This window comes from Bacillus cereus group sp. BfR-BA-01355, assembly GCF_022663675.1.
GTDB lineage: Bacteria > Bacillota > Bacilli > Bacillales > Bacillaceae_G > Bacillus_A > Bacillus_A thuringiensis_S.
Genome location: NZ_JAKUFY010000003.1, coordinates 1 through 14,800, shown reverse-complemented (window position 1 = coordinate 14,800; position 14,800 = coordinate 1). Strand labels below are relative to the sequence as shown.

Sequence of the window (14,800 nt, the reverse complement as noted above, 5' to 3'; positions counted from 1 at the left end):
GTTGATCCAAAGAGTAATCTAAAGAGCCGAATGATATATTTACTGATATAGATAAGTTAGCGGAGAGTACGATTGAAGAACTACGATTTTAATCATGTGAAGGTAGTTTATACAGGGGAAAAGGAAGAACTAAGTGATAGGAATACTTGGATCTTCCTTTTTTATTGCAACTAGAGATTTAGAATGAATGATTATACATATAAAAATGATTTAGCGGAAAAATTTCATTTAATTTCAATGAATAGAAGAAAAAGTAAAAAAATTCATAAAGGGCTAGTTGAAGTACGATTCATTTGCATAATCGAGAGGGGAAATGTATTGGTGAAACGTCTTGTTTCTTGCTGACCAAGAGAATGCAGACTGATTAGTGGAGAGTAAGAGCGTATTACTACTCTTATAAAGGAAATTACATTAGAAAAGGGTCTGTCAGTGTTTACAATTTATTTGTTACATCGGTCTAAAAGAATTTGGATGGAGAAGTAAATGCTAAGTGAGAACATGAACGACATTTCTAGAACTTGAACAATTGTGATTGCACCAATAATAGAAATTGTTCTTTTTGTTAAATAGTGAAAATTAGAAGCAGAAGAGATAAAAGCGTTAAAGTGGACTGAAAAAGTGACAGAAAGAGAACAAGGACTAACATTAGTTATAAACATATCTAATAAGAAGTGCTATCGGATTTATACAGAAGGAGGAATATTACTAGAAAATATATGAATGTATGTAAAATTTGAGGTGAATCTACCCAATTTCTATACATTAGTTGAATGAAATAATAGATAACTCAGGATTATCTAACATCCATTTCTCAGTTGAATTTTCTTAGATAAATAGCATGAAATATAGTATGTTCTCACTCATTTTTATAAGGATAAAATATCATTTTATTTTTATAAAAATGAGTGAAACAGAACGATTCACCATATAAGAATATTCGACTATAATGAAACATTGTACGTCATTGTAATATTAAGATGTTTTAAGATTAAAGTGATTATTAGTCATAAAATATGAGTTTCGAGACCTCAGCAAAATATTGCAATGCTTTATATACATGAGATTGTAAAAATTATTTTATTAAAATTACTGGAGGCTGATGAAATATGATAATAGATCATATAAGCAACAATGTAGTAAAAAAATTGGAACAAACGGTGCGCTATGAAAAGAAACAGGTACAGGTATTACGTGTAAGTAAAAGTAGTTCTAATATGCACGCTTACATGATTTTCCCAGAATTCTCAGAGGTTAAAATTTCAAATACCGAACTGGATGAATATATAGAAAACCTTTCAACAAGTCTGAAATATGTCATTGACCGCAAGTTAAATCAGCAAGAAATTGAAAAACAAAACCATTCTTTCATTATGACGTGCGCAGTTGAGGAAGATGGTGTTATAGATGATGAAACTATTCATTTTAATACGACGTATGTTAAGCCACCTACACTTGCGAGTAAGGTATTTAAGCTAGTGTGTGGTTTAGGAAATCGTTTGAATAGCTTAAAGGAGTTACATATAACAGTATTAAATAATAATATTAATCGAATCGAAATAGAGTTTTATAATGAAAAAGAAATATATGTAGCAGTAGAAAAAGAAGAAATTGCAAATGCGATTATGGGGGCGTATACAAAAGCCAATATCTATTATTCCGCAGATCTCCGTTATGTTGCAGAAGGAAATGAAATCAAATTAAAGAGCATTAAGCCAAAATTAGCGGGTGATGTGTTGTGAAGCGAGAAAAAAGGATGATTGGAGTTTTATGTACATTTGTTTTTATGATCTTAGTACTCATACCTTTACATACAGCTCATGCATCTGTAAAAGTGGATTTTAATGAATTGAAAGGAAATGATGTTTCTTCATCTTTTAAAGAAGGATTAAACAATCGAACAAAAACGACAGAGAAAGACGATTCATTTGGGTCATCAATTATACAAAAAGTTGAGGGTATGTATGCACCAGCTTTTAAAGTAGGGGTAAATATCTTTTCTATCTCTTTCATATTAGGTGTTATTGTCATGGTTATGGCGTTAATAACAAAGAATGGTCAATGGATGAAATGGGCAACAGGGAGTATGATTTTCTCGTTCGTTAGTATGATGGCGATGAGATTAAGTGTATATTTCTTATTTAGTTCGGATGTATTTTCGTTTATGAACATTTTTACGGATTTTTTAGACCTGTTTAAATCAACAGCACTTATTTTTACACCCTTTATGTTAATTGCAGGAATTCGTTTACGAAGAATTCATGAGAGTACAAAACAACCTGAGTATTATCGTTGGTCTAATCGCGTTATAACGGGATCTTGTTTGCTATGTATGTTAGCCGTACTGGCTCCATGGTTATTTGCGAATATGTAAAGAAATATATATAGATACAAAAGGTACTGAATGAACATTCAGTACCTTTTATCAACCCATCTGATTTTTCCTTTCATATTTTGCAAATATTTCCTCTGATATAGGGGATAATTCGTTCAATTTTTAATTGTTTTTTTTTGTAAAGGATTTCCTTTTGTAGAATGAACACTCCTTGTATTAGAGTTGGTATGCCTACAAAACAGACGAGGAAGATAGAAACTAAAATAATATTTTACTTAGAAAAGTATTTCTCGTGTTTAAAAATGACTTAATTTATTTTGAAAGGATTGCTTGTTTTGAAAAGAAATCAAGAATATGCCGCTTTACGAAATTCTATCTTGATAGGTTGGCTGCTCACAATTATCACTATGGGCCTATCTATCTATTTTTCTTCTATTGTATATTTACTAATTGGATGTTTCATTTTGTCATTAAAATACGGATTAATGGGCACTATAAAGAATGTAGAAAAGCGTTTGCCAACTTGGGCTAATTTTGGAGTAATTGAAAAGCCAGTGAACCGGAGGGTGACAAGACCGTTTCAATTTCGGGGCGGACTCATTGTTTCATTAGCATTAGGATTCATAGAGATGGTGATAAAAGGTTTATGTATCTCATATTATATTTTAGGATTAGAAACTCATGTATATCGTTTAATGCGTAGAAACACAAGAGTGTGAAAGGAAGGCTTATATTATGAAAGTACTAATATTTGAATTAATTCTAATTGTGCTTCTGATACCGATTAATATTATGGTCAAAAAACATGCACCAAAATGGAAAGGGAAAGCCGGAGAAAAGATGGTAAAACGTATATTAAGCAAATTAGATCACGAAAGGTATCGGGTGTTACATGATGTGACGGTTCATACAGAGTATGGTGATACAACTCAAATTGACCATATTATAATCGCGGAAACAGGTATATTTGTTATAGAGACGAAGAACTATGAGGGCCGGATCTATGGAAGTGAGAAGGCAGCAAGATGGACACAAGGTATTTTTAGAAAGAAACACTCTTTTCAAAATCCATTTCGACAAAACTATAAACACATGAAAGCAATTGAATGGGTGATGGATCAACAGCTGCCATGTATTTCTATTGCAGCGTTTCATTCAAAATGCAGTCTAAAAAGAGTAAATGTTCATTCTAAACATAAACATGTCCTATATTATAACGATCTAAAAAAATGTGTCGAATCCTATATTGATGTGAAACTAACAAAGGACGAGGTCGAGCATATCTACCAAACTATTTTGCGAGCAAATATTACCGATAAGGATATTAAGAATAAACATGTGAAGTATTTACAGAATAAGTTTGCTAAACAATAAGAAATGGAGATAGGAACATGGTATATATAATTGGATTTTTGGTAATTATCGTAGTAGTTATTCGTCTTAACATGAAGTATTACCAGTTAAAAGGAAACTCAAAAGATTTTGTGATGAAAAAGAAGGATTAAGGATATATTTTAGTAATAGAGGTAATAGAATACGTATATTATTTTGGACGTCACCAAAAGGCCATAAGAACCGTTTTACAATCAATAAATACATATCTCACTATATACCTATTGATGGATGTAGGTGATAAAATAAATAAAAATAAACAGGAGGTTTAGTTGTGAAAGAAGTGTTAGATGTTGAAACGTATTTAAAGAAAATGAAGAATCAGAAAATAAATTATGACAAAGTATTAAGAAAAATGATTAAAGATTGGGGGGCAAGGAACGAAAGACCAAAAGTGTTACTTCATTCATGTTGTGCTCCTTGTAGTACTGCTTCATTGGAATTTCTTGCAGAACATGCAGATGTTACAATCTTCTTCTCAAACTCGAATATCCATCCGAAAAGTGAATATATGCGCCGCTCGAATGAACAAAAGGTTTTTGTAGAAAAGTTCAATGACCGTACAGGGCACACAGTAGGATTTATTGAAGATGACTATCGTTCGAATGTATTTTTTAAAATGGTAAAAAAAGAAGGTTTGGCAGAAGAGCCAGAAGGTGGACTTCGTTGTGCAGCATGCTTTGATATGAGATTGGATCGTTCAGCTGAGGTAGCACAAGAAAGAGGATTTGATTACTTTGGTAGTGCAATTACTCTTTCTAAAAATAAAAATAGTCAATTAATAAACGAACTTGGAGTTGGTGTGCAACAAAATTATGATTCACGTTATTTACCGAGTGATTTTAAAAAAAGTAATGGATATCAGCGTTCTATTGAAATGTGTAATGAATATGATGTTTTTCGTCAATGTTATTGTGGATGCTCATTTGCAGCAGAAAAACAAGGTATAGATTTACGGGCGGTGAACAAAGATGCAATAAATTATCTGAAAGAAAATAATCTTAGTTTGAAAAAAGAGATTTAATGGAGAGAAATTTGATGTGAAATTAACATATGACCTACAACAGAAACGTATTATGTTTCTAAATGATAAACGTAAAAAGCTAAAATAGTTTTGGGATAACTCCTTACTGGCTAAAGTTCTAGAGAAGAAAAAACCAATAAGGAGTGTTTTCTTAATCGCGCATTGCCCCTGCCTCTCGGGAAGTCATTGCTCCTTGTCCGGCTCTTACATCATTTTGAATTTCTTGTTTCACTTTTTGTGCATCAGTTTCAGCAAAATCTGCTTTCATAACAGAACCAGGACTTTTTATAGCTTTTTTATGATCTTGCATAAAACTCCTCCTTAACTTAACGTTTCACAACCTTATTATTTACAAAAATACACTCGGTATACCCTACTCAATTAATTGAACGTGTCTCATGTAAAGTACAAGGTAGAAATTAAATAAGTTTCCAAACATACTATTTTATATAAGAATTTAATATTATAAAATCCTTAATTTTATATATAAAATTAATAAGAATTATGATATGATGAAAGTAACAAAATACTTCTAAAACTATCTTGCAAAAGGACACACCTACGCATACATATGCCATAGGTGTGTCCTTTTATTTGTTTTAAAACCTCGGAAACAAAAGGGGAGATATATGTTGTGTACTAATGAAATTACACCGGTAAATATACCTTTAAAAAGATTGTAAAAGCAAAAAAAGAATGACAGAGGCACAGTATTGGAATGTCCGGAATTTGAAAATCCCTCATTTAAACTTGTTTTTAACGATCACCCGAATTGGATTCAGACTTGTAGTTGTAATTATCGAGCGGTCAATTCAATTTATATTCCATTTGTTTATTAGGTAGAGCGAAACGTTTATTAGGAGAATAATACTTAATGAAATCTTGGATTAAGTTTATTTGCATTGCATCATTAGTTTTTTAAATGACTGCATGTAGCAGTAAGACGCAAACAACAAATGACTCGAGACCTGCCCAAACCATGCAAAAGGGTATACAACAGAGTGTAGAAGGGCAACGTATTGTTGATATTCCAGAAGCCTATAAGGGTTAAATTAAAAAACTTAGAAACAGTTAAAGGTAAGGTAGTAAATGGAAAAGATGGAGATACAGACGTGAACATAAACAGGAAAAAGCATATCGTTAAATTACTTTTACTAGATAGACTTGAATCTGTATCTCAAAAATTTAAACTGAAGAGATGTAAAAGGAAGCATCTTAATTATAAAAGAATCAACTAAAAGGTAATATGATCGTGGACTAAAAGCGGACAAGTATGACAGAAAATTAGCATATATATTTGTGAAGTAATACATATAGACGAATTGAAGGTCAAATTAGGAAATGGCATTGTAGCCTATATTTTAAAAACTAACACTACGCTGCTGCCATAAATGATAGAAAGCGAAAAGGAAGCAAAAGTATCAAAGGTTGGCGTGTGGAGTATATAAGATGTTGTAGAGGAAAAGAAACAGCTAACAGCTTTATAACCATCATGATGTGGCTTAGTGCTCAATGTATACTTAATCAGTTGTAATACAACTACTCGTATAAAAATGGAGGTTTCATGAATGAATGAGAACAAAAGAAATATGATCTTATCCTTTATTATTTCAATAATATTTATTTTCGCGAGTCTATTGCCATTTAGTAGTAATGAATATGTGTATGTTATCTTAAAAATTGGTGCTGCAGCTGGTGTAATTAATATTGTAATGATGAGCGTTTTCTTGTATTTTCAAAGCGGAAAAACAGGAAATCTGTTGAATTAATACAGTAAGGTTTCATAGTTTCCTTACCCGTATTAAAAAGAAAAAAGGGATGACTGGGAAGATATCAACAATTGGATACAGTCTATTGAAATAGGGTACTCGAAACACGGAAATAAACTAGTCATATATTAGCAAATGTTTTGCATTAAAAAAACAGGTGAGGCGAAAATAAGATGTCGATCATTCAAAAGTATCACATTGCAATTGCTTGGACGATAGCTACTAGTGCAATGCTCATAAGTTTGATTTTTAGTGGGTGGATGAAGCTGCCTCCATGTGATTTGTGCTGGTATCAAAGGATGGCCATGTATCCATTAGTGTTAATATTGGGAATAGGAATGTATAGAAAAGATCCTAATGTAAGTGTATATGCATTTCCATTTGCATGTATTGGATTAATAATAGCTGTCTATCAAATTACGATTCAGGCTTTTCCAACAAGTGAACTGAAGATATGTTCAGTAGGTGTTTCTTGTACAGAAGATCATTTGAATTTGTTTGGTTTCATCTCGATTCCTATGCTATCTTTTATTGGGTTTTTAGCCATCATAATTCTTTTATATATTAAACCTGACAGGGAGACAGAGACCAAACAATATAGTATTTAAGAACTATATACTTAAACGAAAAAATACTTATGAATTGATAATAAAAATGAAATTAAAAAAGGAGAAATTAGAAATGACAACAATGCAAGTAAGTAATGACATGTACAAAATCCCAGAGGCGGATGTAGAATTATTAAAGATTATGGCCCATCCAGTTAGATTACAGATCGTGAAAGAACTAGAACGTCGCAAAGTTTGTAATGTAACAGAGTTAACAGATCTATTAAAAGTACCGCAATCAACCGTATCTCAGCATTTATCTAAGATGCGTGGCAAGATTCTACGCTCGGAAAGAAAAGGGTTAGAGATGTACTATCATATTGCAAATTCCAAAGCATGCCAGATTGTTAGTGTACTAGGTTTATAATTAGCTCAAACTAAATAGCAGATTATAAGATTAAAGATAAAATAAGGGCAGCCTGATATGGCTGCCCTTATTTTATTTGTGATTTTGCATATATTTTTGCACATTTAGTATAACAAACATTATTCTTTCCTATCAAACTTCAATCTTATTTTTTCTCAATATGCTTTGTTTACTTTTATATTATAATCAACTTAGTTCTTTTTATTTATGCATATTTCCTGGGGTGAATCCTTTTGCTGAGGATTCCTTTTTTGTATCTAAAATCTACAAATAAAAAGATAAGATCCGGGAACACGATCTTATCTTCAGCACAAGGAGTAAACAAAGGGATAACCATCATATTTTTATTATATTTTATTTTTTGTTAATTTAGAATATTGAAATCGTAATTAAAAAGTATATCAATATTGAGAAATTTATTGTCGAATTAGCTAAAGATGATTCAAAAATCCAATGTAAACTTTTAGCCAGAAGTTTACTTTCATTCATAGGGTTATCGTTAACAAAATGTGAATATCGTACGCTAAAAAATCACCATAAATTAAGCCGCCTTAGAGATGTCATTTTAGGAGCAGTTAAAAACAAAAAGTGGCAGTTTTTTTGGGAGGTACGGAACAAAAGTCTTGAAACAAGGCATATGGGCCACTCTGAAGTAGCATTTTACCAGATTCAATAGAACATCCAAACAGGGTTTACTTTATTGGGATAAATATGTATTGCACAGAATTACACTTTATTTTTAATTGAATATTTTGAATTTTAACGAAAAACATACCTACCTTTCATATCATAGATATATTCCTCTTCGGATTCATATATAATTTTCATTATCAAATATTTACACTGGAGGTAATTATATGAATTTGTAAATAGAAAGTTTATATATAATATTTCATACATTAGAGAGGGTGTATTGTAATGGTAAAACGAGATATTTCTCCAAGAGATCTTGGAGGTAAAGAAGATTCCCCATTTTTACTTTCTAAAGAGGAATGGATTACGATTCAAAAATATACAGGTGATGGAGCATATGTGCCTGTGAATGAAGCTGAGATGCGTAAAGCTTTAGCACTTTCATCTTCAGATGAGATGCCGGATTTTAATGAATTATATTCTGTTTATACAAATGTTAAAAGTCACTGTCAAAATTGGACAGATAACACATATAGAGAAGTTCTTGGAGTTGCTAATGAAATTGTAAATTATGCAAGGAGAGCAAAAGTTTACTATAAGCCATTACTCGATTATTTACCCGCTATTATAGATGGCGATACTGAAGCTTTAGAAATGTTTAAGAAAATATGTGAGCGGTTAGCAAAGGAAGCAGCTGAATTTGGTGATCATGCCGGTGCATTGGCAACCATGATTGGAACATTTGCAAATGATACGGCAAATGATTATCAGAGTTTAACAGTGGTTAAGGATAAATATGATAAAAAGTATGGAGAACATAGTGACGAAGTAAAACAGCTTAGAGCTTCGGTAGAACGATTAAGAGAAGATCTAGAGAAATATATGGATGAGTATGAAGACTATCAATCTCAATCATGGTTATCGCTGTTACTTGGACCTGTTTTTGGATTTGCATTAAAAGGAATTCTCGACAGTACAAAAGGTAAAGCATTAAAAGCGAGAATTGATGCTACAAAACAACAAATTGAAGAATCCGGTAAAATAATACAAAGAAATGTTTATCTGATGTCTTTACTTGATAAAACAGATACAGGAACAGATAAAATCCAAGAACAAATGGCTGCTGCGTTACCTATCATACAGAAAATTCATGGCATTTGGAATTCTCTTCATAGTGATCTTGATGAACTATCTAAAATTGTTATGGAAGATATTCGTGATGATCCAGAATTTGCTGATCTTGGAGTTGAATTGGCTATTATGCAGTGGGAAGCTGTTGGAAAACAAGCGGATGACTTCCGAGTTAATGCAGATGTTGGATTTGTTGTTGAACAATACACAGCTTAAGTATGAAATAGTAATGTCACCTATAATATAAACCGCTCTTATATAGGAATAAATGATAAAAATACAGTTCGGGATATAAAAATCTAGAGACAAAAGAAGAATAAGAAGGATAAATTTTCATTTATTCCATACATTCTTTCTTTTGTCTCTCATTTTTTAAATGGAGGAATTCATAATGGTCAGTAGTATTGATTATAAAGTTTTGTATGAGGAATTGTTAACAAATCAACAAATTCCCGGAACATCTTACTTAAATGCAACAAGAACAAAATATGAGATTCGTGATTTATTCGTTGATTTAAGAGAAGTATTTAAGTCTATTGAAGACAGTGAATTAACACCAAGTATGATTTCAATTTTTGCGGATGTAGTCCAAATTCCTAACAAATTCAGCTGTACTTTAAAAGATATGCAATTAGTTATTCGAGCAAGAAGAGTGGAAATACAATCAGAAGGGGCCGCAGAGATTTTACTGGATTATAAGAATGGAGGGAAGTTATCTCAGTTGACCATATATGGTATTGAACTTTCTGGAGTGTTACATGCAACTCCAATTTATAATCAAAGTTCTCCACCTCCTTATTCTATAGAGCTCACAAATAAAGGTGTAAGATTGTCCGATAAGGATGGAATATTTACTGCAGAAGAAATTACACACGTAGTCCCAACATCACAACTTCCAAAGCTTTTTACTTCAGTTTTCCAAGTAGCATGTCTATTTTTTGAATCAAGACCTGATATTGCAGCCAATCAGTTAAATTGGTTAAAGATGTTTACTACCCAATATGACGGACTAACTTCATTGTGTGTACAAAGCACTTCATTGATGGCTATATTAACTGCTAATCGTGGTGATAATACGTTTGTGCCCCGTTTAGATAAAGAACTCTACAAAGATGAAATTAATGCTTTTTTAGGAGCTGCGCAGCAATTTGAGGCGCAATATCATCGTTACTTAGATAAAAATTTGGCAATTGATGATCGTAAAAATGCAGCCTTGCTCATGCTAAAGCATGAACAAGATACCTTATTATTTAAAGAAACATTAATTAATCAAGCAAAAAACAATTTGAAAAATTCTCGAGATGCAATTGAGACATCTTTACGCCAATTTGACAAACAGCAAAATGTATTAACATTAGCTAAAATTGAGTTCGAGTATGGACTTAAGAAATATGAATATGAACAACAGATGAGATTAGCTTTTAAAATGGTAAGTACTGTACTAAATTTCGCACAATCTATGGGTTCCATAATTGCTTCAGGAGGAGCTTCTGCCCCTGGAGAGATAATAGGGATAATTAATGCCCTAAAGGAAATTATAGAAGCTGGTGATGAGCTATCAGCATTAGCTCAAGCATTAAAAGAAAATATGGAGAAACTAAATGACCTCGTTGAATTAATTAACAAGGTATATGCATTAGCAGAAGATATATCTGAGGCATCAGGAGATATGCAATTCCCAGATGATCTATTTGAAAAAATTAAAGATTCTGAGTGGGATATTCCTCAAGAAGATTTAACTGGTAAAGTAACTTGGGATATATTTAAGTTAAAGACAGCTGCAGCTTTAGATGATGCAATTAAGAAAGAAATTGAAGGTGCTAGGACATATCTACTAGAGTTGGACATTTTAGCTGTATATGGACAAACACTCGCTTCAAATCAAGTAGCTGTCATTCGTTGTAGTCAAGAACTATTCCGTTTGTTAATTGAAAAACATATCCATCAAGCTGATCTTGCAAGAATAGAAGAGTATATTAGAAATCTCGAGGGGCAAGAATCTGAAAATGAAGAAATGGAGCAAAAGTTGTATCAACGTTATATAGACATGAAGCAAATTCTATTTGTAGCATTATCAAATTACAAACATGCTTATAAATATTGGGCTCTCCGAGACTCAGACGTAAACCCAAATATCTTAAAAGATGTATCCGAGCTAAAAGTGGATGTGGCAACAATACAAACGGATTGTATGCAGGCTTTAAAACAATTTAATCCACCTCCTCAACTTTTTCAAAATAGAATAGTAGAAATTATAGATTCAAAAATTTTAGAGTCATTGAAAGAGCAAAGAGAAGCTTCGTGGGAAATACACTTAAATGATTCCCTTTTTGAAAATGAGTATCGTGTTCGTCTTAAATTAATGCGAATTTGGTTAGATGGAATTGACGCTACTTCTAAAGTACAAATACGGATTACGAATTCAGGACACTATTATGATAACTATATGGAGAAAAAGTTTCAATTTAATTCGGAATCCTTTAATCGAGGTTTTAGTTATCAAGGCGATACAATTATTACTGATGGAATTATTGCGGACGAATTTGCTTACGATTACTTTATTCCAAACCCTTATACAACTTGGACAATTAAAGTTCAGGATGGTCCAGATCTTTCCAATGTGACAAAAATTAGAATGGAGTTAGCAGGCTCTCTTGTTACTAATTATAAGAAAAATAATCCTGTTTTAAATAATTTAATAGAATCGCTCTAAAATAGGATGGGTAATATAACTGAAAAATATCTAGAGGAGTGTTCATATGAATCATTTAGCCTTTTCTCCACGTGAATTAGGAGGGAAAGATTCTCCTTTTCTCCTTACAATAGAAGAGTGGCATAAGTTTGCTAAATATTTAAACGATTGGATGTCAGAACCTACTAGTATCGATCAAGTGAAGGAGGCAATATATCACATACGCGACGGGATATTCAAACAAAATTGGGATAGACTCATCACAACCTCTGCATTTCGTAGATTGGTTGAAGAATCAATGGCAACTAAGTTAATCATTAGGGAAAAATGTAGGTTTTGGGACAATGGTGGACGTAAAGATATACTTATTCTTTCTCAAAACATTGTAGCCTTTGCAGATATGATTACTATTAAATATTATAATGATCTTAATCAGATAAACTTGGAAGCTCAAGATGGTAAATTATCTCCAAATACTAAAGCTAAATTTATAAATATTTGTAAAGATTTATCTAGTCATGCACAAACATATTATCAACAGTCTCAATCTATGGAAACATCCCTTTCCCAATTATATTCAGAGATTCAAAAACATGAAGACACAGTACAGAATTGGTCGTATCTGAGGTCACAATTAGCACTGCGCACCTCAGATGATTTAGCTGTTGCACAACACACAAATCTCTATTTAGTAATTCCAGTCGAGCATTCGGTTAAGTATAAGGAGAACGTTTTACCTGTTATTCGAAAAGTTCATAGAATATGGGGATCTATATCTTATGATTTAAAAGAACTAGCAGACAATATTGAGGATATCAAAAATCTAGAAGCGTTCGTTGCTGCTTTAGAGCTAGAATTGGCCTTTGAAGATTGGAAAGCAATTCGGGATGAAGCAGAAAATTTTTATAAAAATGCAGAGAACTTTTCTTGAAGAAAAGCATTTATAAGTAGATATTTTAATAAATATTGATAGTTACCATAAATGCGATTTTTTAATGAGTTGTTCGATCTGTGTATCTAGATTTTGATCCAAAGATGTATCCGAACTAAAAGTGGATGTGGCAACAATACAAACGGATTGTATGCAGGCCTTTAAACAATTTAATCTACCTCCTCAACTCTTTCAAAATAGAATAGTAGAAATTACAGATTCAAAAATTTTAGAGTCATTGAAGGAACAAAGAGAGCTTCGTGGGAAATCAACTTAAACCATTCTCTTTTTGAAAATGAGTATCGTGTTCGTCTCAAATTAGTGCGAATTTGGTTAGATGGAATTGACGCTACTTCTAAAGTACAAATACGGATTACGAATTCAGGACACTATTATAATAATTATATGAAGAAAATTTTCAATTTAATTTGGAATCCTTTAATCGAGGAATTAGTTATCAAGGAGATACAATTATTACTGATGGAATCATTGTGGAGGAATTTGCTTACGATTACTTTATTCCTAACTCTAACACAACTTTGAAAATTAAAGTTGTGTTAGGGCCAGACCTTTCTAATGTGACAAAAATCATAATGGCATTAGCAGGTTCTCTTGTTACTAATTATAAGAAAAAATCCCTAATTTATTTAAACATGTATAGATAAATTTTTAAAATAAAATGATTTATTAATCAAAAAAGGAATAGTGAGGTGTTTTATATGAATTATGCTGCAGCTTTTTCAACACATGAATTGGGAGGGAAAAGTTCTCCATTTCTCCTTTCAGTAGAAGAATGGAGAAATTTTTCTAATTATATGAAAAAATGCATCTCACTACCAACTACTCAAAGCATTCTACAGGAGAGAATATCTAATATAAATAACGGACAATTAACACAAAGTTGGTTTAACCTCATAGAAAGAAGTACCGCATATTCTACATTGGTATTAACAGGTACAGAAATGACCACTAAGGTAAAAGAAGCCTCTAGGTTTTGGGACACTGGAGGACGTGCAGCAATAATTACTCTTGCTCAAAATATTGTAGCTTATGCAAATCTGATTTGTATTAAACACCGTGATGATCTTAATCAAGTTCTATTAGAAGCACATAATGGAAATATGTCTCCAAATACTAAAACTAAGTTTATAAATATATGTAATGATTTATCTGAACACGCCCTAAGGTATCATCTGCAGTCTCAAACGATGCTGACATATCTATCTAATTTTTATACAGTCATTGGAGAGTGTAAAGATACGCATCAAAGTTGTCTAAATCTAATTTCACAGATAGCGATAAGAGATCATCTTGAATATGCCGTTGTACATAATACGGTAACTTTTTTATTAGGTGCAATTAGTAGCGTGATCCCTTCTGAAACAAAGATTTTACCTGTAATTCGAAAAATCCATTTAATATGGAGTGCTATCTCTTATGATTTAAAAGAATTAGGGGAGAACATGAGTGAGAATTTAGTTAGTCTTCCTGATATTATTGCTGCACTAGAGCTTGAATTAGCATTTGAAAATTGGAGTGTAATTCGTCAGGAAGCTGAAGATTTTTACAAAAATGCAGAGGACTTTTCTTGAAGAAAAGCATATATAAGTATATATTTTAATAGATATTGATAGTTACCACATATACGAATTTTTTAATGAAAGTCATGATATAAAAAGCTCAGAAAACTCTGTTTTCGAGCTTTTTTTCTATTTATCTGGATTAGGTGAACGATTATCATATCAACTTTAGTGTTCACAAATAATAAAGATGTTTAAAAAATAATATAGTTGTTTAAAAATAGAGATGGTATGAAGTGACCCCTAAAAGTTAGACACGGTTATTTCATTAGGCAGCTTGATAAAAGTGAGTCCGGTATTGTACCGGGCTCATTTTTAATTTTGCCTTAATCCGTTTCGTA

The 14,800-nt window shown here is 32.0% G+C and carries 13 protein-coding genes and 2 pseudogenes; 14 read left to right on the top strand and 1 reads right to left on the bottom strand.

Annotated elements, in window-relative coordinates:
* Positions 1-1,106: 1,106 nt before the first annotated feature.
* The 5 genes from MR167_RS01810 to MR167_RS01790 all read left to right on the top strand — a co-directional run bounded on the left by MR167_RS01810 (position 1,107) and on the right by MR167_RS01790 (position 4,748).
* Positions 1,107-1,739, top strand: coding sequence for a hypothetical protein (locus tag MR167_RS01810; RefSeq protein ID WP_242313768.1), 633 nt, complete (start codon positions 1,107-1,109; stop codon positions 1,737-1,739).
* Entirely contained in the window at positions 1,736-2,371 is a 636-nt protein-coding gene (locus MR167_RS01805) for a hypothetical protein (protein WP_142287906.1), read from the top strand. The genes MR167_RS01810 and MR167_RS01805 overlap by 4 nt, the downstream gene beginning before the upstream one ends.
* A 296-nt stretch (positions 2,372-2,667) precedes the next feature.
* Complete coding sequence (locus MR167_RS01800; RefSeq protein ID WP_088363876.1) at positions 2,668-3,051, top strand: hypothetical protein; 384 nt, start codon at positions 2,668-2,670, stop codon at positions 3,049-3,051.
* Positions 3,052-3,067: 16 nt separating this feature from the next.
* Positions 3,068-3,706: a nuclease-related domain-containing protein gene (locus tag MR167_RS01795; protein WP_242313766.1), complete on the top strand. Its 639-nt coding sequence runs from the start codon at positions 3,068-3,070 to the stop codon at positions 3,704-3,706.
* Positions 3,707-4,007: 301 nt separating this feature from the next.
* Complete coding sequence (locus MR167_RS01790) at positions 4,008-4,748, top strand: epoxyqueuosine reductase QueH (RefSeq protein ID WP_428993836.1); 741 nt, start codon at positions 4,008-4,010, stop codon at positions 4,746-4,748.
* Positions 4,749-4,899: 151 nt separating this feature from the next.
* Here MR167_RS01790 and MR167_RS01785 read toward each other — a convergent pair whose 3' ends face one another.
* Complete coding sequence (locus MR167_RS01785) at positions 4,900-5,058, bottom strand: hypothetical protein (RefSeq protein ID WP_001150989.1); 159 nt, start codon at positions 5,056-5,058, stop codon at positions 4,900-4,902.
* 612 nt (positions 5,059-5,670) lie between these two features.
* Between MR167_RS01785 and MR167_RS01780 the strand changes: the two are divergent.
* The 9 genes and pseudogenes from MR167_RS01780 to MR167_RS01740 form a co-directional block, all read left to right on the top strand.
* A pseudogene (locus MR167_RS01780) lies at positions 5,671-6,136 on the top strand (thermonuclease family protein); the annotation flags it as partial.
* A gap of 180 nt (positions 6,137-6,316) precedes the next feature.
* Positions 6,317-6,517, top strand: coding sequence for a hypothetical protein (locus MR167_RS01775; RefSeq protein ID WP_242313764.1), 201 nt, complete (start codon positions 6,317-6,319; stop codon positions 6,515-6,517).
* 173 nt (positions 6,518-6,690) lie between these two features.
* The gene (locus MR167_RS01770) at positions 6,691-7,125 is read left to right on the top strand and encodes a disulfide bond formation protein B (RefSeq protein ID WP_242313762.1); all 435 of its coding nucleotides are present in this window, start codon (positions 6,691-6,693) and stop codon (positions 7,123-7,125) included.
* 73 nt (positions 7,126-7,198) lie between these two features.
* Positions 7,199-7,492 carry an ArsR/SmtB family transcription factor gene (locus MR167_RS01765; RefSeq protein WP_044307632.1) on the top strand — a complete coding sequence of 98 codons (294 nt, stop codon included), beginning with the start codon at positions 7,199-7,201 and terminating at the stop codon, positions 7,490-7,492.
* 918 nt (positions 7,493-8,410) lie between these two features.
* Entirely contained in the window at positions 8,411-9,472 is a 1,062-nt protein-coding gene (locus tag MR167_RS01760) for an alpha-xenorhabdolysin family binary toxin subunit A (protein ID WP_000240775.1), read from the top strand.
* Positions 9,473-9,647: 175 nt separating this feature from the next.
* Positions 9,648-11,969 (top strand): hypothetical protein, encoded by a 2,322-nt coding sequence (locus MR167_RS01755; RefSeq protein WP_242313760.1) that lies wholly within the window; start codon positions 9,648-9,650, stop codon positions 11,967-11,969.
* Positions 11,970-12,015: 46 nt separating this feature from the next.
* The gene (locus MR167_RS01750) at positions 12,016-12,879 is read left to right on the top strand and encodes a hypothetical protein (RefSeq protein ID WP_242313758.1); all 864 of its coding nucleotides are present in this window, start codon (positions 12,016-12,018) and stop codon (positions 12,877-12,879) included.
* Positions 12,880-12,979: 100 nt separating this feature from the next.
* Positions 12,980-13,544, top strand: a pseudogene (locus MR167_RS01745) (hypothetical protein); the annotation flags it as partial.
* Between the two features lie 54 nt (positions 13,545-13,598).
* Positions 13,599-14,471 carry a hypothetical protein gene (locus MR167_RS01740; RefSeq protein ID WP_242313757.1) on the top strand — a complete coding sequence of 291 codons (873 nt, stop codon included), beginning with the start codon at positions 13,599-13,601 and terminating at the stop codon, positions 14,469-14,471.
* Positions 14,472-14,800: the final 329 nt, after the last annotated feature.